At 69.8% G+C, this 17932-nt stretch carries 15 protein-coding genes and 1 tRNA gene; 8 read left to right on the top strand and 8 right to left on the bottom strand.

Annotated features, from left to right (window positions below; translation table 11 throughout):
- Positions 1 to 6 precede the first annotated feature (6 nt).
- Both ACTWJ8_RS05255 and ACTWJ8_RS05250 read right to left on the bottom strand, forming a co-directional pair.
- On the bottom strand, positions 7 to 2097 hold the full coding sequence (locus ACTWJ8_RS05255) for an MDR family MFS transporter (RefSeq protein ID WP_356380962.1): 2091 nt from the start codon (positions 2095 to 2097) through the stop codon (positions 7 to 9).
- Between the two features lie 72 nt (positions 2098 to 2169).
- On the bottom strand, positions 2170 to 2658 hold the full coding sequence (locus tag ACTWJ8_RS05250; protein WP_443263104.1) for a DUF309 domain-containing protein: 489 nt from the start codon (positions 2656 to 2658) through the stop codon (positions 2170 to 2172).
- 126 nt (positions 2659 to 2784) lie between these two features.
- Here ACTWJ8_RS05250 and ACTWJ8_RS05245 point away from each other — a divergent pair.
- A tRNA-Pro gene (locus tag ACTWJ8_RS05245) sits at positions 2785 to 2858 on the top strand.
- Between the two features lie 129 nt (positions 2859 to 2987).
- On the opposite strand, the gene ACTWJ8_RS05240 is transcribed toward ACTWJ8_RS05245, so the two are convergent.
- Positions 2988 to 4001: an NADPH:quinone reductase gene (locus ACTWJ8_RS05240; RefSeq protein WP_443263103.1), complete on the bottom strand. Its 1014-nt coding sequence runs from the start codon at positions 3999 to 4001 to the stop codon at positions 2988 to 2990.
- A 189-nt stretch (positions 4002 to 4190) separates the two neighbouring features.
- Here ACTWJ8_RS05240 and ACTWJ8_RS05235 point away from each other — a divergent pair, with 189 nt between their 5' ends.
- From ACTWJ8_RS05235 to ACTWJ8_RS05220, 4 genes are all read left to right on the top strand, one after another.
- On the top strand, positions 4191 to 5150 hold the full coding sequence (locus ACTWJ8_RS05235; RefSeq protein ID WP_443263102.1) for an NAD-dependent epimerase/dehydratase family protein: 960 nt from the start codon (positions 4191 to 4193) through the stop codon (positions 5148 to 5150).
- A 117-nt stretch (positions 5151 to 5267) separates the two neighbouring features.
- The gene (locus ACTWJ8_RS05230) at positions 5268 to 5972 is read left to right on the top strand and encodes a TetR/AcrR family transcriptional regulator (protein ID WP_443263101.1); all 705 of its coding nucleotides are present in this window, start codon (positions 5268 to 5270) and stop codon (positions 5970 to 5972) included.
- Between the two features lie 305 nt (positions 5973 to 6277).
- Positions 6278 to 6772, top strand: coding sequence for a hypothetical protein (locus ACTWJ8_RS05225; protein ID WP_443263100.1), 495 nt, complete (start codon positions 6278 to 6280; stop codon positions 6770 to 6772).
- A 93-nt stretch (positions 6773 to 6865) separates the two neighbouring features.
- The gene (locus ACTWJ8_RS05220) at positions 6866 to 7225 is read left to right on the top strand and encodes a hypothetical protein (RefSeq protein WP_356380944.1); all 360 of its coding nucleotides are present in this window, start codon (positions 6866 to 6868) and stop codon (positions 7223 to 7225) included.
- A 61-nt stretch (positions 7226 to 7286) separates the two neighbouring features.
- Here the strand turns inward: ACTWJ8_RS05220 and ACTWJ8_RS05215 are convergent, their stop codons facing one another.
- Positions 7287 to 8318, bottom strand: coding sequence for a LacI family DNA-binding transcriptional regulator (locus tag ACTWJ8_RS05215; protein WP_356380941.1), 1032 nt, complete (start codon positions 8316 to 8318; stop codon positions 7287 to 7289).
- Entirely contained in the window at positions 8302 to 10770 is a 2469-nt protein-coding gene (locus tag ACTWJ8_RS05210) for a glycoside hydrolase family 3 N-terminal domain-containing protein (RefSeq protein WP_443263099.1), read from the bottom strand. Before ACTWJ8_RS05210 ends, ACTWJ8_RS05215 begins: the two co-directional genes overlap by 17 nt.
- A 247-nt stretch (positions 10771 to 11017) precedes the next feature.
- Between ACTWJ8_RS05210 and ACTWJ8_RS05205 the strand changes: the two genes are divergently transcribed.
- Genes ACTWJ8_RS05205 through ACTWJ8_RS05195 form a run of 3 tightly spaced genes read left to right on the top strand, consistent with a single transcriptional unit; the run spans position 11018 to position 14149 of the window.
- Positions 11018 to 12355: an extracellular solute-binding protein gene (locus ACTWJ8_RS05205; protein ID WP_356380935.1), complete on the top strand. Its 1338-nt coding sequence runs from the start codon at positions 11018 to 11020 to the stop codon at positions 12353 to 12355.
- Complete coding sequence (locus tag ACTWJ8_RS05200) at positions 12352 to 13254, top strand: carbohydrate ABC transporter permease (protein WP_356380933.1); 903 nt, start codon at positions 12352 to 12354, stop codon at positions 13252 to 13254. Before ACTWJ8_RS05205 ends, ACTWJ8_RS05200 begins: the two co-directional genes overlap by 4 nt.
- Position 13255: 1 nt before the next feature.
- Entirely contained in the window at positions 13256 to 14149 is an 894-nt protein-coding gene (locus ACTWJ8_RS05195) for a carbohydrate ABC transporter permease (RefSeq protein ID WP_356380930.1), read from the top strand.
- Positions 14150 to 14211: 62 nt separating this feature from the next.
- Here the strand turns inward: ACTWJ8_RS05195 and ACTWJ8_RS05190 are convergent, their stop codons facing one another.
- The 3 genes from ACTWJ8_RS05190 to ACTWJ8_RS05180 are packed head-to-tail and all read right to left on the bottom strand — an operon-like array spanning position 14212 to position 17898.
- Positions 14212 to 15102 (bottom strand): geranyl diphosphate 2-C-methyltransferase, encoded by an 891-nt coding sequence (locus ACTWJ8_RS05190; protein ID WP_356380928.1) that lies wholly within the window; start codon positions 15100 to 15102, stop codon positions 14212 to 14214.
- Positions 15103 to 15118: 16 nt separating this feature from the next.
- Positions 15119 to 16429 carry a family 2 encapsulin nanocompartment cargo protein terpene cyclase gene (locus ACTWJ8_RS05185; protein WP_443263098.1) on the bottom strand — a complete coding sequence of 437 codons (1311 nt, stop codon included), beginning with the start codon at positions 16427 to 16429 and terminating at the stop codon, positions 15119 to 15121.
- 53 nt (positions 16430 to 16482) lie between these two features.
- Entirely contained in the window at positions 16483 to 17898 is a 1416-nt protein-coding gene (locus ACTWJ8_RS05180) for a family 2B encapsulin nanocompartment shell protein (protein WP_443263097.1), read from the bottom strand.
- Positions 17899 to 17932: the final 34 nt, after the last annotated feature.

Below are 17932 nucleotides of genomic sequence, written 5' to 3'. Positions count from 1 at the left end.
GCGGGACTACATGGGGACGAGCGCACGCTCCTGGCCCGACTGGCTCGTCAGACCCTGCGCCATGTCCTCCGCGAGCAGCCGCTTCGCGATCGTGTCGACGGCCCGGCGCAGCTCCGCGTCCGCGGGTCTGCCGACGTCGGCCTCGACCTTCTGGCTCAGCCAGTCGGCCCAGGCCCGGTTGATGACCTCGGACTCCCGGTGGCCCGCCTCGGTGTGCGAGAAGTACGTGCCCGTACGCGTCAGATAGCCCTCGTCGACCATCCGCTGGAACACCGGCACCAGCACCTCGGGCGGCAGCCTGCGGCGCGCCGCGATCATGCCGAGGCTCGCGTGCCCGACCATCCGCGTGAAGAAGTCCACCTGCATCACGGCCCACGCGCCCGCCACGTCGAGCCGGGTGTCGGACCGGTCCAGGATCGCCCGCGCGGTGTTGAGGTTCGCCTCCCGTACGAGGTTCGCCACCGCCCGCTCGAGCACGTGCGAGGAATCGCCGCTGGACGGCTGGGCGAAGCCCTCGCCCATGTCCGCCGAACCCGCGCGCGCGGTGTCGCGCAACTGCACCTGCTTGAGGAACAGCGCCACCACGAACCCGATGAGCGCCACCGGCACCGTGCACAGGAACACCGTGTGCAGCGAGTCCGCGTACCCGTTGACGATCGGCTCGCGCGCCGCCGCCGGCAGATTGTGCACGCCCTGCGGGCTCTGTGCCGCCTTCACCAACAGATCGGGGGAGATGCCTGTGCCCGCCCGCGCCGCCTCGGCCACGCCCTGCTTCAGGTTCGGCTCCAGGCTGTTGGCGTAGATCGTGCCGAACACGGCGGTGCCGAACGAGCTGCCGAGCGTACGGAAGAACGTGACACCGGACGTGGCCGTGCCCAACTCGGCGTAGTCCACGGTGTTCTGCACGGCGATGGTCAGCACCTGCATGCACAGACCAATGCCGAGACCAAGGACGAACATGTAGACCGACTCAAGCCATGTACTGGTCTCGCTGCCCATCAACGACAGCAAGTACAGCCCCAGCGCCATCACCAGGGCGCCCACGATCGGGAACAGCCGGTACTTGCCGGTCTTGCTGACGACATTGCCGGAGAAGATGGACGCGATCAACAGACCGATCACCATCGGCAATGTGCGGACGCCGGAGATCGTCGCCGAGTCCCCGTCAACATATTGCAGATACGTCGGCAGGAACGTCATGGCGCCGAGCATCGCGAAGCCCACGATGAAGCTGAGGATCGAGCAGACCGTGAAGACGGGATTGCGGAACAGATGCATCGGCAGCATCGGTTCCTTCGCCCGCGTCTCTGCCCAGCAGAACAGACCGAGCGCGACGAGACCGCCGACGAACAGGCCGATGATGACGCCCGAGCCCCACGCGTACTCGTTGCCGCCCCAACTCGTCGCCAGGATCAGGGCGCTCGCGCCGACTGCGACGAGCGCGATGCCGAGATAGTCGATGATCGGCTTCGCCGCCGACTTCACCACCGGAATGGTCCGGGCCGCCGCGATCACTACGACGATCGCGATCGGTACGTTGACGTAGAACGCCCACCGCCACGTCAGGTGGTCCGTGAACACACCGCCCAGCAGCGGCCCGATCACCGTCGACACGCCGAACACGGCGCCGATGGCGCCCTGGTACTTGCCGCGCTCGCGCAGCGGGATGACGTCCGCGATGAGCGCCATCGACGTCACCATCAGACCGCCCGCGCCGATGCCCTGCACAGCCCGCCAGGCGATGAGCAGCGACATGTTCGTGGACAGGCCGCACAGGAACGAGCCGGTGATGAAGATGATCGCCGAGAGCTGGAAGACGATCTTGCGGCCGAACATGTCGCCGAACTTGCCGACGAGCACCGTGGCGACCGTCTCGGCCAGCAGATACGCCGTGACGACCCACGACATGTGCGCCGCGCCGCCCAGGTCCGACACGATCGTCGGGAGCGCCGTGCCGACGATCGTCTGGTCGAGCGCGGCCAGCAGCATGCCGAGCATGATCGTCCCGAAGACGACATTGCGGCGGCGTCGGTCGAGGACGGGTGGCGCGGACTCGGCGGCGGCCGGCGGCGGGGCGGCTTCTTCGGTGGTCGTCACTCTCGCAGGGTCACACCGGTACTCCGGGCCCGCATGCGGGTGGGGGCCGGACCGGTGACGTACAGGCCGGGCTCAGGTCAGGCGCGGCGCGACAGCGGCGGCGTCCACGGGAGCGGCGGTCCGCTCCACGTCATCGGCCAGTTCCCGCGCCCACCGCACCAGTGCCGCGACGTCCAGACCGGCTGGGGCGGAGCCGTCCCACGCCGCGATCCCGTCGGCGCCGCGCCGCAGCAGCCGGGCGCCTCCGGTTGCGTTGCCCCGCGCCGCGTGCGTCAGGCCGACAGCGGTCTGCGCGAGCGACCGCCACAGCTCCCGCTCGCCCTCCGGCCCGGACTTCCACGCGTCCTCGAACACCTCGTGCGCGTGGAAGGGCCGCCCGGCATCGAGCAGCGCCTGCGCCTCCGCGACCGTCTCGGCGGCCGTCCGCACCACGCCCTCCGGCTGCCGGTCCACGCCGGGTGCGCCGTAGGGCAACGGCCGACCGAGCCCGTCCCGGGGCCGGGCGTTGCGCGCCCGCCCCTCCTCGTCCCGGTCCCGACGGTCCTTGCGCGAAGTACTCATGCCCCGATTCTCACCCACCGCCCCGGAACCCGCGGATCCGGTTTCAAACCACCCCTGAGCTTGGGGTATTGTTCTTCTTGTCGCCGCCGAGAGCGCCGGGGAAACCGGGGCAGAGGCAGTGGACATCGGGACGTGGCGCAGCTTGGTAGCGCACTTGACTGGGGGTCAAGGGGTCGCAGGTTCAAATCCTGTCGTCCCGACAGTTCGAGCGATCGAGCGTCGCAGATGAAGGGCCGTTTTCGAACGGCCCTTTTTCTGTTGCTCCCATGGTCCCCCGCCGGTTGCCGCGTCCGCGTGAAAGAGCGCGGAGGCCTCGCGTGGCGATGAGGTCATGGGATGTCGAGCAGCACCTTCCCGACGACACCCCGTTCGAGCGCCGCGTGGGCATCGGCTGCGCGCTCCAGCGGGAAGCGGTGCAACGGCAACCCGGCCTCCTCGCCCACCCGCAGCGCACCAGCGTGCACGGCCGCCGCCACATCGGCGACGGCCTGCCGCTTCGCCTCGGGCCGCACGGTGTAGACGAAGACGCTCTGCCAGCGCAGGTTCGCCGACAGGGTGGTGAGCACTGGCACGGCGAGCTGCTCGTCCTCGCCGCCCGAGTAGTAGGCCACCACGGCACCCGGTGCGGCCACTTCGGTGTCGAGCGCGGCGTTGGCCCCCGGTGCGACTTCCACGATGATGTCCACGCCCTCGGGGGCGAAGGCCCGGATCTCCGCTGCCGCGTCCTGCGCTCGGTAGTCGACCACGCGGTGCGCACCGGCCGCCTGCGCCAGCGCCGCCTTGGCCGGGCCGCTCACCGTGGTGATCACATGGGCTCCCGCCCAACGGGCCAGTTGGACCGCCGAGTTGCCCACCGCGCCCGCACCGCCGGCCACCAGGACGGTGGCCTCCCGCAGGGTGCCGGGCGCGATACGGTTCGGCCCGCCGTCGTGAACCGTCAGCGCACGGTGGGCGGTGAGGGCCGGGATGCCCAGGGCGGCGCCGAGTTCGAACGGGGCGTCGTCGGGCAGGGCGACAGCCTGCTGATCGGGAATCAGCGTGTACTGCTGCGCCGTCCCCCAGGGCCGCCCCCAGGCCGCCTCCCAGACCCAGACACGCTGCCCGGCCCGCGCCGGATCGACCCCCGGGCCGACGGCGTCGATCACACCGGCACCGTCCTGATGGGGGACCTGCTCGCTCATCCCCGGTGGCAGCGCCCGTCGGCGACTGCGCCAGTCCGTCGGGTTGACGCCCGACACGTACATCCGCACCCGCACCTCGCCCGGGCCCGGCTCGGGAACCGGACGCTCGACGAGCCGCAGGACCTCGGGGCCGCCGGCAGCCGCCCGGATGACGGACTTCATCTCTCACCCATCCTTCAGTCGTCCCTGGGGCAACGTCCCGAACGCCAGGCACGCAACCGCTATTCCAAGATCCAAGGCCTCCCATTCTCAGCCATCAGTGACACCCAAACGCTTTGGTTATAGGATGTAACGAAAGTGTACGGCGATAACCATCAAGGGTTTCGCCGCCTGCCCCGAAGGGATCACGCCATGGCTGCAGCGCCGAGTGGACTCCACGCCGTTCTGGGAGCCGGCCCCGCGGGCACCTCGCTCGCCCTGGAACTCGCGCGCCGCGGGCACGCGGTCCGGCTGGTCGACCGTGCCGGTTCCGGGGAGCCCCTGGGCGGCATCGAGCGATTCGCCGGCGACGTCGGCGCGACGGACGGCGCACTCGCCGCCATCGAGGGCGCGGAGGTCGTCTACCACTGCGTCAACGTCGCCTACCACCTCCAGGTCGACGTCATGCCCGGCATCCAGGAGGCGATCCTGGGCGCGGTGGCGCGTACCGGCGCACGCCTGGTCGTCCTGGACACGCTGTACCCCTACGGCGAGACACACGGCGAGGTCATGACGGAGGAGACCCCGTGGCGGGCCACCACGGCCAAGGGGAAGATGCGCGCGGCACTGGACGAGAACTACCTCGCCGCACACAACGAGGGGCGCGCGAGGGTCGTACTGGGCCGCTCGGCCGACTTCGTCGGGCCCAGGGTGCTGAACTCGACGCTGGGCGGCGCCGTCTTCCCGGCCGCGCTCACGGGCGGCGAGGTGCTGGCACTGGGCGACATCGACCTCAGGCACAGCTACACCAACATCCTCGACGTGGCCCGGGGCCTGGCCACGCTCGGCGAGAACCCCTCAGGAGACGGCCGGGTCTGGCACCTGCCCACCGCCCCGGCCCGCACGACGCGCGAGATCTTCACCGCGCTGGGCGACCTGGTGGGCCGGCCGCTCCGGACCGCCACGATGAACGAGCCGCGCCCCTTCGGGCCGTTCGACGAGACGTTCATGAACTCCTATGCCGAGCTGTTCTACCAGCACACCGAGCCGCAGATCATGGACTCCACCGCCTTCCAGAGGGAGTTCGGCCTCGCACCCACCCCCATCGGGACCACCCTGAGGCAGACCCTGGAGTGGTACCAGGACTTCCTCGCCGCTCGCGCGAAGGCCTGACCTGCCGCAGGGGGCTTCACCCTCTCGCGACAGCGACACGGTGACGCAACCGATACGATCCGAACCGAACCGAAGGATCTTTCACGACCCTTAACGACCGGCGACAGGAGGCGGGACATGACGGACCGTGCGGACAGTCCGCGTGCGCGCTACCGGGCGCAGACCCGCTCGGAGATCAAGGAAGTCGCAGTACGACAGCTCGCCGCGGGCGGCATCGAGAGCGTGGCGCTTCTGCGGATCGCCAAGGAGATCGGGATGTCCGGTCCAGCGCTCTACCGCTACTTCGCCAGCCGTGACGACCTGCTGTCGGAACTGGTGCTCGACGCCTACGAGAGCGCGGCCGCCGCCGTCCACGCGGTCGACATCGAAGATGGCGGGCGATCCGCACTCCAGGCCTTGACCAGCTCCTACCGGGACTGGGCCGTGGCTCAGCCGCATCTGTACCTGCTCATCCAGGGCACCCCGGTGGCAGGGTTCACGGCCCCGGCGGAGACCGTGTTGAAAGCGCGCTCCGTCCTGGGCCCCTTCCTTTCGGTCTTCGCCCAGGGGCGGCCGTTGATCTCCGTCGACCCCCTCCTCTCACAGCTGCGGGTGTGGCTGCGCGACGAGCCGGAGGTCGCGTCCTGGGTCGAACAGTGGACGGGGCAGGCCGACGGCTCCGCCGCCGCCATCGCGCTGACCGGGGCCGTGATGACCTGGCCTCAGATGCACGGCGTCGTCAGCCTGGAGGTCACAGGCCAGTTCTCCGGCATGGGCCACGACCCCTCCACTCTGCTCACCGTCCAGACCGGGCTCCTGGCCGACACCTTCCAGCTTCCCTGAGCCGGGAACCGTACGCAGGACACCTGCTCGAGCCCTTCCGGGCGAGCGGTGGGTTCCGACGTCTGACGCAGAAGGAGCCCCGCCGCGACGGGGGATGCACGGCGGAGCTCTTTACCTATTCTGACACGTACTTACCCGCGGGTAAGACGATGGTGGGGGCGCGCCGCTTGTGGGCGTGGGCGTGGGCGTGGACAGCCAGAGGTTCTGACCGGGGAGCGGATCGGGGCATGTCAGGAACACGTAGCATCGTCGCCGACATGGCGGGGTGACCGGCCTTCGCTTGCTGACAAGGCGGTGTGAGAAGCGTGGAACAGAAGAAGCCCTGGACGATCCAGTGGCATATTGCCGCGGACGGAACGGTGATCAAGCAGCGGTCCCGGGGCAGCGCCGAGCACCAACAGCTGTTCCAGAAGTTTGCGACGACGTGGACGCCGAAGATCGAGCACCTCGACGCCATGGAGGAGCAACTGCAGCGTGCCAGCTCGTCCGGCGAGCGAAGGTCCAGGGTCCTCCTCTACGTGGCCTACGCCGCCCTCGCAGGGCTCGTGGCGGGGATCGTGTCGACCTGGGTCGGTATCGATGCCGGGTTCTTGACGCTGGGGTCGCTCGCTGTCGTCGTTCTCATTGTGCTCAGCACGGGGGTCATGATGCGGACATCGATCAGTCGCCATCAGCGTGCCCACCGGCAGGCCGGGTTCGAATCGTCGAACGGCGTCACGCTCGCCGCTCGCGAGGCCCGCATGATGATCAGCGCTCCAGGCGCCGTCTCCGGCAGGGAGTTCGCCGCCGTCCGAGCCTGAGGGCCGCGGCAGGCCCAACCTACGACCTACGACCTGCAAACGGAGTGGCAGTCGGGCGTCCGCGGATTCGGCTCGGTCCATATGATGTGGCTCATGTCCAAGCCTGACGAGCTGCTCGTTTCCGTCGCTGCCCTGGTCGAGTCCGGGCAGAGCAATCAGATGTCCCTGACCGTCGTCGCCGGTGGTGCCGTCATCACCGGTCGCCTGGCCCCCGAAGCCGTGTGGAGGCAGAGGGTGTCGGAGGTGCTCACGGACTCCGCCCGGCTGGGGGAGTTCTCCGGTGCCTTCGGTGACCCCGCGAAGAACGGCGAACCGCCTACCCACCTGCACTTCCACGTGGCCCGGATCCTGCAGGGCGCCATCGGCATCCCCGAGACGGGCGGCATGTACCGCGTGGCCATCGCCGACGTCAGCGCCTGGACCGTGGGCGACTTCAGCTACTCCGACTCCTGAGCGTCACCGGGTTCGCGCCCGCCGTCCCGAGGCGGCGGGCGCGAACCCGGATCCATCCCTTCTACTGGTCTCCGCGCACGGCGCCCTCCCGCGGCGCCGCCGTCGACGTACGCACGACGAGTTCCGTGGCGAGTTCGATGTGATGGGACTCGACCCGTTCGCCATTCGCCAGGCGCAGCGCGGTGCGCAGGGCGATGCCGCCCATCTCGCGCAGCGGCTGGCGCACGGTGGTCAGGGGCGGGGACACCATCTTGGCCAGGTGGGTGTCGTCGAAGCCGACCACGCTCAGCTCTTCGGGGATGCGCAGGCCCCGGGTGCGGGCGGCCTCGATGGTGCCGAGGGCGATCTCGTCGTTGCCCGCGAAGATCGCCGTCGGGGGTTCGTCCAGGTCAAGGAGCGCGGTGGCGTTGACCAGGCCGGACTGGTGGGTGAAGGCGCCGTGCCGGATGTACGTGGCGGGGGTCGGGGCGCCGGCCGCTTCCAGGGCGGCGCGGTAGCCGTGCATGCGGGCCTGGTTGCAGACGGCCATGGCGGGACCGCCGAGGTAGCCGATGCGACGATGGCCGAGCCGGAGCAGGTGCTCGGTCGCGGCCAGGCCGCCGGCGAAGTTGGTAGCCCCGACGCTGTGGACCTGGCTGTGCGGCAGGTGCAGCGGATCGAGGACGACCAGGGGGAGCCCGGCCCTCGCCAACTCCTTCACATGCGCGGCCGTGTACATGCTGGTGACCGCGATGAGTGCGCGGCGCCCCGCCGACACCAGGTCCCGCGCCCAGTGCGGTGCGGGCGCCGACTTGCTGATCACGACCGACGCGCCCAGTTCGGCGGCGGTGTCGATGATGCCCTCGAGGGCCTCGGCGGAGTACGTCTTGAGGTCGCCGTTGAACTGCACCTCGATCGTGGTGTTCTGCTCGGCCTCGGTGTGCCGGAACACGGGCGCCAGGTAGTCGTGCGCGCGCAGCAGTTCCTGGACCCGGGCGCGGGTCCGCGGCGCCACGTCGCTGCGGTCGTTGACCACCTTGGACACGGTCGCGACGGAGACCCCCGCCTCGCGGGCGATGGTGGCCAGGGTGGTGCGTCTAGCATGCGGTGGCATCGGTTTCTTCCAGGGTTACGTCCACCGGAGTGGTGAGCCGCCGGTCGTGTCCGACCTGCCGGACAGGGCCCGTCAATCGTACGGCAGCCCGGCAGGGCAGCTCCTGCGACGAGGTCCCGGCCTGCACCTCCACCTCGCCGGGTTCGACGATCCGGGTGAGATCGCGTCCGGTGAACGCGGTCCGGTCGGCGTGCACCCGGAAGCTCAGCCGGGCGCTCGCCCCTGGCGCGAGCTCGACCTGCTGGAATCCGGCCAACTGGCGCACTGGACGTGTCACTTGGGCGACGGGGTCGCGCAGGTACAGCTGGATCACCTCCCGGCCCTGCCTGGCGCCGGTGTTGCGCACCCGCACCGACACCGTGAACTCGCCGTCGGTGGGGATCTCGCTCGCGCTCACACGCAGGTCCCCGATCTCGAAGGTGGTGTACGACCTGCCGTGTCCGAAGGGGAACAGGGGCGTCGGGTCCACGCTGCTGATGCCCTGCGTGTGCGCGCCCAGGGGCGGTTGCAGATACGTGCCGGGCTGGCCGCCGGGGCGGCGCGGAATCTGCACCGGCAGCCTGCCCGACGGCTGGACGCGCCCGGAGAGGACCCCCGCGATCGCCGCCGCACCCTCCTGCCCGGGCATGAACGCCTGGACGAGTCCGGCGGCCCGGGGATGCACCTCGCCCAGCGCGTACGGGCGTCCGGACAGCACGACCACGATCACCGGCGTCCCGGTGGCGAACAGCTCCGCCAGCAATTCGGCCTGCACGCCCGGTAGTTGAAGGTCTTCCACGTCGCAACCCTCGCCGGACGTGCCGTTGCCGAACAGGCCCGCACGGTCACCCACCACCGCGATACACACCTCGGCGCCGCGGGCCGCGTCCACTGCTGCGGCGAAGCCGGATCGGTCCCGTTCGCGCACGTCACAGCCAGGCTCGAAGACAACGTCGGTGCCCGGGAGTTCGTCGCGCAGCGCGTCCACGACCGTCGGCGCCGCGATGCCGAGCGGCAGCCCGGGGTGGCGGGGCAGGACGTGGTTGGGGAAGGCGTAACAGCCCATCAGGGTGCGCGAGTCCGCCGCGCACGGCCCCACCACGGCGATGCGGGTCGGCGCCGCGCGCCCGGCGTCCGCGTCGACGAGCGGTAGCGCGCTGCCCGCGTCGAGCAGGACGACGGACCGCTCGGCCACCTCCCGTGCCAGGTCGCGGTTCTCCGGCGAGTCCAGGTCCCTCGTCGCCGCCGAGGTGACCGAACCCTCGGGTGTCCACTCCGGGTCGAGGAGTCCCAACTCGACCTTCTGGGTGAGTAGTCGGCGCACCGCCCGGTCCAGAAGTGACTCCGGCAGGTCGCCCCGGCGCACCCGGTCCGCCAGGTGTCGGCCGAAGGTGAGAGTGTCCGGCAGCTCCACGTCGATGCCCGCGCCGAGCGCCATGACGCCCGCCTCGTCGAAGTCGGCGGCGACCCCGTGCATCCCAGCGAGGAAGGCGAGCGATCCGTAGTCGGAGACGACCGTGCCGGTGAACCCCCAGTCCTCGCGCAGCAGTTGGGTCAGCAGCCACGGGTCGGCGCCGGCCGGGACGCCGTCGATGTCGGAGTAGGAGTTCATCACGGAACGCGCCCCGCCCAGCGTGATCGCCGTCTCGAACGGGGGCAGGATGACGTCCATGAGCTCGCGGCGGCCCATTGGTACGGGGCCGTGGTTGCGGGCGCCGCGCGCTGCCGAGTACCCAGCGAAGTGCTTCAGGGTGGCGATGACGCCCTCGCCCTCCAGACCGCCGACGTACGCGGCGCCGAGCATCGACACCAGGTACGGGTCCTCGCCCATGGTCTCCTCGACCCGGCCCCACCGGTAGTCCCGCACCACGTCGAGGACCGGAGCGAGGCCCTGGTGCACACCGAGCGCCCGCATGTCACGGCCGATCGCCGCGCCGACGCGGCGCACGAGATCCGGGTCGAAGGCCGCGGCCCACGCGAGCGGCGCCGGGTAGACGGTGGCGCCGTACGTGTTCAACCCGGTCAGGCACTCCTCGTGGGCCAGGGCCGGGATGCCGAGCCGGTTGCCCTTGAGGACCGTGTGCTGCTGGGCGACCAGCAGGGCCGCCCCCTCCTCCGCACCCACCGGCCGGCTGCCGTAGACCCGCGTCAAGTGTCCGAGCCCGTCCCGCGCCGCCTCCTCGAGCGGCACACGACCCGCTTCCTCGAACAGGGCCTCCAGGGGCGCCACTTGGGGACGCTCCGCCCGCCCATCGGCTGCTTCTCCGCCGTCGGACGGGCCGTCGAGACCCTCCCCGTCGTCCGAGTCGTGCCCCATGAAGTTGCCGAGCCAGCGGCTGCCGAGCTGCGCGACCTTCTCCGCCACCGTCATCTCGGCGAGCAGCGCGTCGACCCGCTCGGACGCGGGCAGCTCCGGGTTCCGCCAGCGCGGCACGCTCTGCCGCGTCTCCAGACGTGGATCAGCCGCGGACATCCGCATCCTCCTCGATCTTCGACCGCAGCGCTTCGAAAAGGTTTCGAGATCTGCCGTCGCTCCGTGAATGCCGTGCGCGCTTGACCGTACGCAGAAGTTCCTTGCCCCACAACGTTCTTGCGCATGCCTTGACAGCCCCGTGGCCGCTCCCTAATTTGCCACCACAGGGCTGAACGCTGGCTGGATTTCGAAAAGTTTTCACGGCGGCTCAGGGGTCGTCGGTGGCTCTCGAGTGCGGAGAACAGACATGGAAATCCCCCTCTCTCGGCGTCCCGTCTCAAGACGGACCGTCCTCGGCATCGCGGCGGGCGTCCCGCTGTCCGCGGCGCTCGCGGCCTGCGGCTCGTCGGGGCCGAGCAAGAACGGTGCGGGCAAGGGAGCCACGTACTGGTACCTGAGCGGCCAGCCCGACGAGGGCGTCAGGGCCGACGCGGTGAAGGCCTTCAACAAGGCCCACCCCAAGAGCCAGATCGACGGCACCTCCTTCCAGAACGACGCGTTCAAGACGAAGATCAAGACCGCGATCGGTGCCGGGAAGGCGCCCACCATCATCAAGAGCTGGGGCGGCGGCACGCTGCGCAGCTACGTGGAGGCGGGCCAGGTCGAGGATCTGACGCCGTGGTTCGACAAGCACCCCGAGGTCAAGGAGAAGATCTTCCCCACCGCGTTCCCCGCGGCGACCGTGAAGGGCAAGATCTATGCGATGCCCGTGGAGCGGGTGCAGCCCATCATCCTCTACTACAACAAGAAGGTCTTCGACGACGTCGGTGTGAAGCCGCCGCAGTCGTGGGACGACATCATGGCGCTCGTGCCCAAGTTCAACGCCAAGGGCATCGCGCCGTTCTCTCTCGGCGGGCAGTCCCGGTGGACGAACATGATGTGGCTCGAGTTCCTCTTCGACCGCATCGGCGGCCCCGAGGTGTTCCAGGCCGTCTTCGACGGCGAGAAGAACGCCTGGTCCAACCCCGCGGCCATCGAGGCGCTCGGCATGGTGCAGGACCTGGTCAAGGCAAAGGGCTTCATCAAGGGCTTCTCGTCGATCACCGCGGACTCCAACGCCGACCAGGCCCTCCTGTACACCGGCAAGGCCGCGATGATGCTGCACGGCTCCTGGTCGTACGGCATCCAGAAGAACGACGGCGGTGACTTCGTCTCCAGCGGCGGCCTGGGATACATGAACTTCCCGCCGGTCAAGGGCGGCAAGGGCGACCCGAGCAACACCGTCGGCAACCCCGGCGAGTACCTGTCCATATCCTCGAAGGCCAGCGCCAAGGAGAAGAAGATCGCCGAGGAGTTCTTCGCCAAGGGCATGCTGCAGGACGCCGAGGTGAAGGCGTGGATCGACGGCGGCGGCGTCCCGGTCAAGCTGGGCACGGAGAAGCTGCTCGCCGCGTCCAAGGACGCCGACTTCCTGCAGTTCACCTACGACATCGCCACCAAGGCCAAGTCGTTCAGCCAGTCCTGGGACCAGGCGCTCAGCCCGACGGCGGCGGAGACGCTCCTCGACAACATCGTCAAGCTGTTCCAACTGTCCATCTCGCCACGGCAGTTCGCCGCGAACCTCAACGAGGTCATCGGGAAATGACCTCGCTCACCGCCCACGCGTCCCGGAGCGGTCGGCGCGGCATCCTGCCGTGGCTGACCGTCCCGGCACTCGTGGTCTTCGTCGGGTTCGCCGTCGTCCCGCTCATCGGTGTCTTCGTGCTGTCCTTCACCACCTGGGACGGCATCGGCGCCATCCACCCGTCGGGCCTCACCAGTTGGCGTTCGGTGCTCACCAACCCCGGCCTTCCGCACGCCCTGTTGGTGACGTTCGGCGTGATGATCGCGTCCTGGGCGTTCCAGACCCCGGTGAGCATCCTGCTCGGCACCTTCATGGCGGGACGCCAGCGCTACCGGGCGCTTCTCGCCATTGTGTACTTCGTCCCGCTGCTGCTCAGCTCCGCCGCGATCGCCGTCGCGTACAAGGCGCTGCTCAATCCGACCTTCGGGCTCGGCGCGGGACTCGGCATCGACGCGCTCAGCAAGGACTGGCTGGGGCGGCCCGCCCTGGCCTTCGGCGTCGTCATCTTCATCGTGTCCTGGCAGTTCGTCCCGTTCCACTCGCTGATCTACCAGGGCGGTGTGCAGCAGATACCCAAGTCCCTTTACGAAGCGGCACAGTTGGACGGCGCCGGACGGGTGCGGCAGTTCTTCAGCATCACGCTGCCCCAGCTGAAATACACCATCATCACCTCGTCGACGCTGATGGTGGTCGGCTCCCTGACCTTCTTCGACCTCATCTACGTCCTCACCGAGGGAGGACCGGGGGACGCCACCCGCGTCCTCGCGCTCGACATGTACAAGCGGGGGTTCCAGGCCAACCTGATGGGCCCGGCCAGCGCCATCGCGGTCATCCTCGTTCTGGTGGGCCTCGCCTTCGCCCTGCTGCTGCGCCGGCTCGGCGGCAAGGACGCCGGCGCGAGCCAGCTCGAGGGGGCATGACATGACGACCACACTGACCGAGGCGGAACGCCCGCAGAAGATCACCGGCAACGAGCGGCGCCGCCCGCGCGCCGCCTCCCAGCGCCGCAACTGGCTCGGCGGGCTGGGCGGTTGGATCTGGCTCGTCGTCGTGGCGGTGCCCCTTTACTGGACGCTCATCACCAGCTTCAAGGCGCAGAGCAGCTACTACTCCAGCAACTCGCTCGCCCCGTCCGGCGACCTCACGCTCGACAACTACCGGCTCGTCATCGAATCCGACTTCGTCGGCTACTTCCTCAACAGCGTCCTGGTCACCGTCGGCGCGGTGGTCCCGGCGGTCGCGTTCTCCTTCATGGCCGCCTACGCCATCGTGCGCGGCGGCGGCACGCGCTACCTGCGCGTGGTCAACGGTGTGTTCCTCATGGGCCTGGCCATCCCGCTGCAGGCGACCGTGATCCCGGTGTACCTGATCATCATCCGGCTGCATCTGTACGACACCCTGCTGGCGCTGATCCTCCCGTCGATCGCCTTCGCCATCCCGCTGTCCGTGCTGGTGCTCGGCAACTTCATCCGGGACGTGCCCAAGGAGCTGTTCGACTCGATGCGGGTCGACGGCGCCACCGAGTGGACCACGCTGTGGCGCCTCGCGGCCCCGCTCACCCGCCCCGCCATCCTGACCGTGACGATCTTCAACGCGCTGACCATCTGGAACGGATTCCTGCTCCCGCTGATCCTCACCCAGAGCCCGTCCAAGCGGACCCTGCCGCTCGCGGTGTGGACCCTGCAGGGCCAGTTCCAGGTCAACGTCCCGGCCATCCTCGCCGCCGTCGTCCTCACCACGCTGCCGATCCTGATCCTGTACGCGTTCGGCCGCCGCCAGCTGCTCAGCGGACTGACGGCCGGTATCGGCAAGTGACAAGAGGGGCCGTCCGAGGACGGCCCCTCTTACCAGCGGTCACGCGTACGAGGAACGTTCCCTCAGACGCGGTCGGCCGCGATCAGCACGTACTGGAACGAACCGTCCCTGTACGAGTTGATGAACGCGTCCTCGATGCCCGTCACCAGCGACGACGTCGCGCGCAGCTCCCAGTACGGGAGCGTGTCGGGCGTGAGGTCGATGACGGCCTGCGGGACGAGGCGGTTGTCGGCCATGGCGCGCAGGTACTCGCGGCGCGAGTGGATGTTGCACTCGAAGTGCGCGTTGATCTGCGACACCCACTTCGAGGGCTGCCCGTAGCGCGGGTTCCAGCAGCCCGTGATCGTCACGTACCGGCCGCCGACCTCCAGGATGCGGGAGTGCTCGGCGAACAGGTCGTGCAGGTCGACGTACATCGTCGACTCGTTGTTCCAGGACGCCGCGGCCTGACCCGTCTCGAAGGGCGTGTCCAGCATGTTGCACACGCGGGCCCTGACGTGGTCCTGGATGCCGAGCTCCTCGGCCCGCCCGTTGGCGAAGTCGGCCTGCTTGGCCGAGAGCGTGACCCCCTCAACGCTGCACCCGAAGCGCTGGTGCGCCATCACCATCGAGCCGCCGCGCCCGCAGCCCGCGTCGACGACGGTGTCGTCCCGCGTGATGTCACCGAGGTGCCCGAGCAGGTACTCGGCCTGCGCCGACTCCAGCCGGTGCAGCTCGGCGATCAGCTTCTGCTCGCTCGCGTCGTCGGCCGGGTTGCCGAGCGCCGCGTGGTCGACCGCGCCGATGCCGTAGTGGTGGTGGTACAGACCGTCGACATCGCCGAGCCGCAGGTTGACCGGCCGGGCCTCGCCGTCCCAGTAGCGCGCGATGTCGCCCTGGTACGGAGTGGCCGGTGAGGGGATGTACGGGGAGGTGGTGCTGTGAGCGGTGGCGGTGAGTTCGGTGCTGGTCACTAAGGAGTCCAATCTCTTACCAGAAGTCCGGCAGGCGGTAGCGGTAGGTGTTGTTCTGATGCCACTGGTGGTTGCCGTCGACCCAGGCGGCGACGCCCCGCAGGAAGCGCTGGACGCTCGGGACGGGGCACTCGGCGGCCAGGGCCGCGGCCTCGGCCTCAAAGGCGTGCATGAGTTCGTTGTGGACCTCGACGGCCTTCAGGTACGCGTCCCGGTCGGAGAGCCCCTCGCGTTTCGCGATGACGACCGGGAGGTTCAAGTGCACACCGGGGGCGTCGAGTTCCTTCATGTACGAGTAGAGGTCGTTGACGATCGTCGTCGCGTTCCCGGCGAGCGCGATGACCTTCTGCATGGCCGGACGGGCGTGCAGATCTGCCGGCAGCTCGTAGCCGCCGACGGTGTCGGTGATGGTGGGGCAGGGGCGGAAGTTGTTGAACTGGCGCATCGCCAGGTACTCCCACACCTCCGGTACGTGCTCCTGCTCGGACCAGGCGGCCTCGGCCAGGTAGCCCATGTGCAGGCGGGCCATGTCGTGCCGGTACCGGTCGGCCTGCGAGGCACTGCTCGCCCGGACGAAGTACTCCATGGCGGAGCGGTACGCGCGCCGGGGCGCGTCCGCGTGGAGCGACTCCGCCCACGGGGGCTGGTACTCCGCCGTGGTGTAGAGCGGATCGAGGGCGGTGTGCGCCAGCAGCAGGCGCGAACCGAGGCCGACGGGCGAGCCGCCGTGGTCCTCGCAGTAGCAGTCGTCCAGCGCGTTCTCCGCCATCATCAGCCGGGTGGCGATCATGACGTGGTCCACGGTGGGCGCGTCCGGGTGGCAGCCGACCATGTAGCTGCCCACGGAAAAGCCGTCGAACTCCTCCTCCCAGTCGTCGGGGTACAGGTCCACCTCGTGGAGCGCCCACTCCTTGATCCTGCGGCTGACCTCGGCCACGCGCACGGGATCGGGGTCGGGCACCGGGTGGTGGTACAGGCCCGGAACGGGGCGGCCCTTGGCGGCGCCGCCCGCTCCCGCACCGTCGGCGGGTCCTGGCGGCGCGGCCGGCGGGGTCAGCCGCAGGCCTGCCGTCCCGATGCCCTGCGGGCCGCGCAGGAGCCGCTCCACGTCGCCGCTCGCGGGCGGGACGGCGGGCGCGGGCACCGCTGCCGCCGGTACGTCGACCTCGGGGGCGTCGGTGGTCGCCGAGGGGACGGAGGGCGGGCCGCCCGTGACGGCGGTGATGTCGCGGGCGCGGGCCGCGGCGTCCGCGAGGACCTGCGCCCCGAAGCGGGAGACCGCTTCCGGCAGGCTCGACTGCGCGGGTGTCGGCTCAGGCGGGGGCATCCATGACTCCTTGAGGGCTCCTCGGTCGGGGTGGGCGGGTCCTGCGCGGTCCGCTAGCGGGGCCAGCGGCCGATCTGCACGTTCTCCAGGACACCGACCGCGTCCGGCACGAGGATCGCGGCGGAGTAGTAGGTGCTGACGAGGTACTTCGTGATCGCCTGGTCGTCGACGCCCATGAACCGCACCGACAGACCCGGCTCGTACTCGTCCGGAAGCCCGGTCTGGTGCAGGCCGATGACGCCCTGGTTGTCCTCGCCGGTACGCATGACGAGGATCGAGCTGGTCCGCTCCTTGGTGATCGGGATCTTGTTGCAGGGCAGGATCGGCACCCCGCGCCAGGCCGGCACCTGCTGGCCGCCGAGATCCACGTGGTCGGGGTACAGGCCGCGGGCGTTGAACTCCCGGCCCATCGCGGCGATGGTGCGCGGGTGCGCGAGGAAGAACTTCGAGCCGCGGCGACGGCACAGGAGTTCGTCGAGGTCGTCCGGGGTGGGCGGACCCGAGTGCGGCTGGATGCGCTGCTTGAAGTCGGCGTTGTGGAGCAGGCCGAACTCCCGGTTGTTGACGAGCTCGTGCTCCTGGCGCTCGCGCAACGCCTCGATGGTGAGCCGGAGTTGCTCCTTCGTCTGGTTCATCGGCTCGTTGTAGAGGTCGGCGACCCTGGTGTGCACGCGCAGGATCGTCTGGGCGACCGACAGCTCGTACTCGCGCGGGTTCGCCTCGTAGTCGACGAAGGAGCCGGGGAGTTCGTGCTCGCCGACGTGGCCCGCCGACATCGGGATCTCCGCCTCGCCGCGGTGGTTCTGGCCGCGGCTCGCGAGCTCCTTGAACGCCTCGACGTGCTCGCGCAGCGGCGGCGCCGAGTCGAGGACGGACGCGAAGTCGGCGCGGGAGAGCGTGAGCAGGGTGCCGGAGGTCTCGGCGACCGCCGTCTGCTCCCACTGGGCGTCCTCGTCGAGCAGCGCGTTGTCGCCGAAGCGGTCGCCGTCGGCGAGCACGTCGAGCGCGACCTCGTCGCCGTACTCGCCCTCGGTGAACTGGCTGACGCGGCCGTGCGCGATGAGGTGCAGCTTGTCCGCGGGCCTGCCGCGCTCGACGAGGGTGTCACCGGCCCGGAACTCGCGCTGGACGCACCGGTCGGCGAGCGCGGTGAGCACGTCGACGTCGTCGAAGCCGCGCAGCAGCGCCAGTTCGCCGAGTTCGCGGGGGATCACCCGGACGTCGGAGCCGTCCTGGATGAACTCGATGGTCCCGTCGCCGACGGTGTAGGTCAGGCGGCGGTTCACCCGGTAGACGCCGCCCTTGGTCTCCACCCAGGGGAGCATGCGCAGCAGCCACCGGGAGGTGATCTCCTGCATCTGCGGGGCGGACTTGGTGGTCGTGGCGAGGTTGCGCGCTGCCGCCGTGCCCAGGCTGGTCTGCCGGGGCGGGGCGGACGCGGCTTCCGGGGTGGTCGAGTCAACTGTCATCGAGCGAGCTCTCCTTGGTCGGGCGTGCGCGAAC

Source organism: Streptomyces sp. SDT5-1 (assembly GCF_052245995.1).
In the GTDB taxonomy this organism is placed as follows: Bacteria; Actinomycetota; Actinomycetes; order Streptomycetales; family Streptomycetaceae; genus Streptomyces.
This window is presented reverse-complemented; position numbering and strand designations above follow the sequence as displayed.

Excerpts from the sequence above, each read along its gene's own strand:
- ACTWJ8_RS05250 (WP_443263104.1), bottom strand. The coding sequence starts at position 2,658 with ATGAGTACTTCGCGCAAGGACCGTCGGGACCGGGACGAGGAGGGGCGG.
- ACTWJ8_RS05240 (WP_443263103.1), bottom strand. The coding sequence starts at position 4,001 with ATGAAGTCCGTCATCCGGGCGGCTGCCGGCGGCCCCGAGGTCCTGCGG.
- ACTWJ8_RS05235 (WP_443263102.1), top strand. The coding sequence starts at position 4,191 with ATGGCTGCAGCGCCGAGTGGACTCCACGCCGTTCTGGGAGCCGGCCCC.
- ACTWJ8_RS05230 (WP_443263101.1), top strand. The coding sequence starts at position 5,268 with ATGACGGACCGTGCGGACAGTCCGCGTGCGCGCTACCGGGCGCAGACC.
- ACTWJ8_RS05220 (WP_356380944.1), top strand. The coding sequence starts at position 6,866 with ATGTCCAAGCCTGACGAGCTGCTCGTTTCCGTCGCTGCCCTGGTCGAG.
- ACTWJ8_RS05215 (WP_356380941.1), bottom strand. The coding sequence starts at position 8,318 with ATGCCACCGCATGCTAGACGCACCACCCTGGCCACCATCGCCCGCGAG.
- ACTWJ8_RS05210 (WP_443263099.1), bottom strand. The coding sequence starts at position 10,770 with ATGTCCGCGGCTGATCCACGTCTGGAGACGCGGCAGAGCGTGCCGCGC.
- ACTWJ8_RS05205 (WP_356380935.1), top strand. The coding sequence starts at position 11,018 with ATGGAAATCCCCCTCTCTCGGCGTCCCGTCTCAAGACGGACCGTCCTC.
- ACTWJ8_RS05200 (WP_356380933.1), top strand. The coding sequence starts at position 12,352 with ATGACCTCGCTCACCGCCCACGCGTCCCGGAGCGGTCGGCGCGGCATC.
- ACTWJ8_RS05195 (WP_356380930.1), top strand. The coding sequence starts at position 13,256 with ATGACGACCACACTGACCGAGGCGGAACGCCCGCAGAAGATCACCGGC.
- ACTWJ8_RS05185 (WP_443263098.1), bottom strand. The coding sequence starts at position 16,429 with ATGCCCCCGCCTGAGCCGACACCCGCGCAGTCGAGCCTGCCGGAAGCG.
- ACTWJ8_RS05180 (WP_443263097.1), bottom strand. The coding sequence starts at position 17,898 with ATGACAGTTGACTCGACCACCCCGGAAGCCGCGTCCGCCCCGCCCCGG.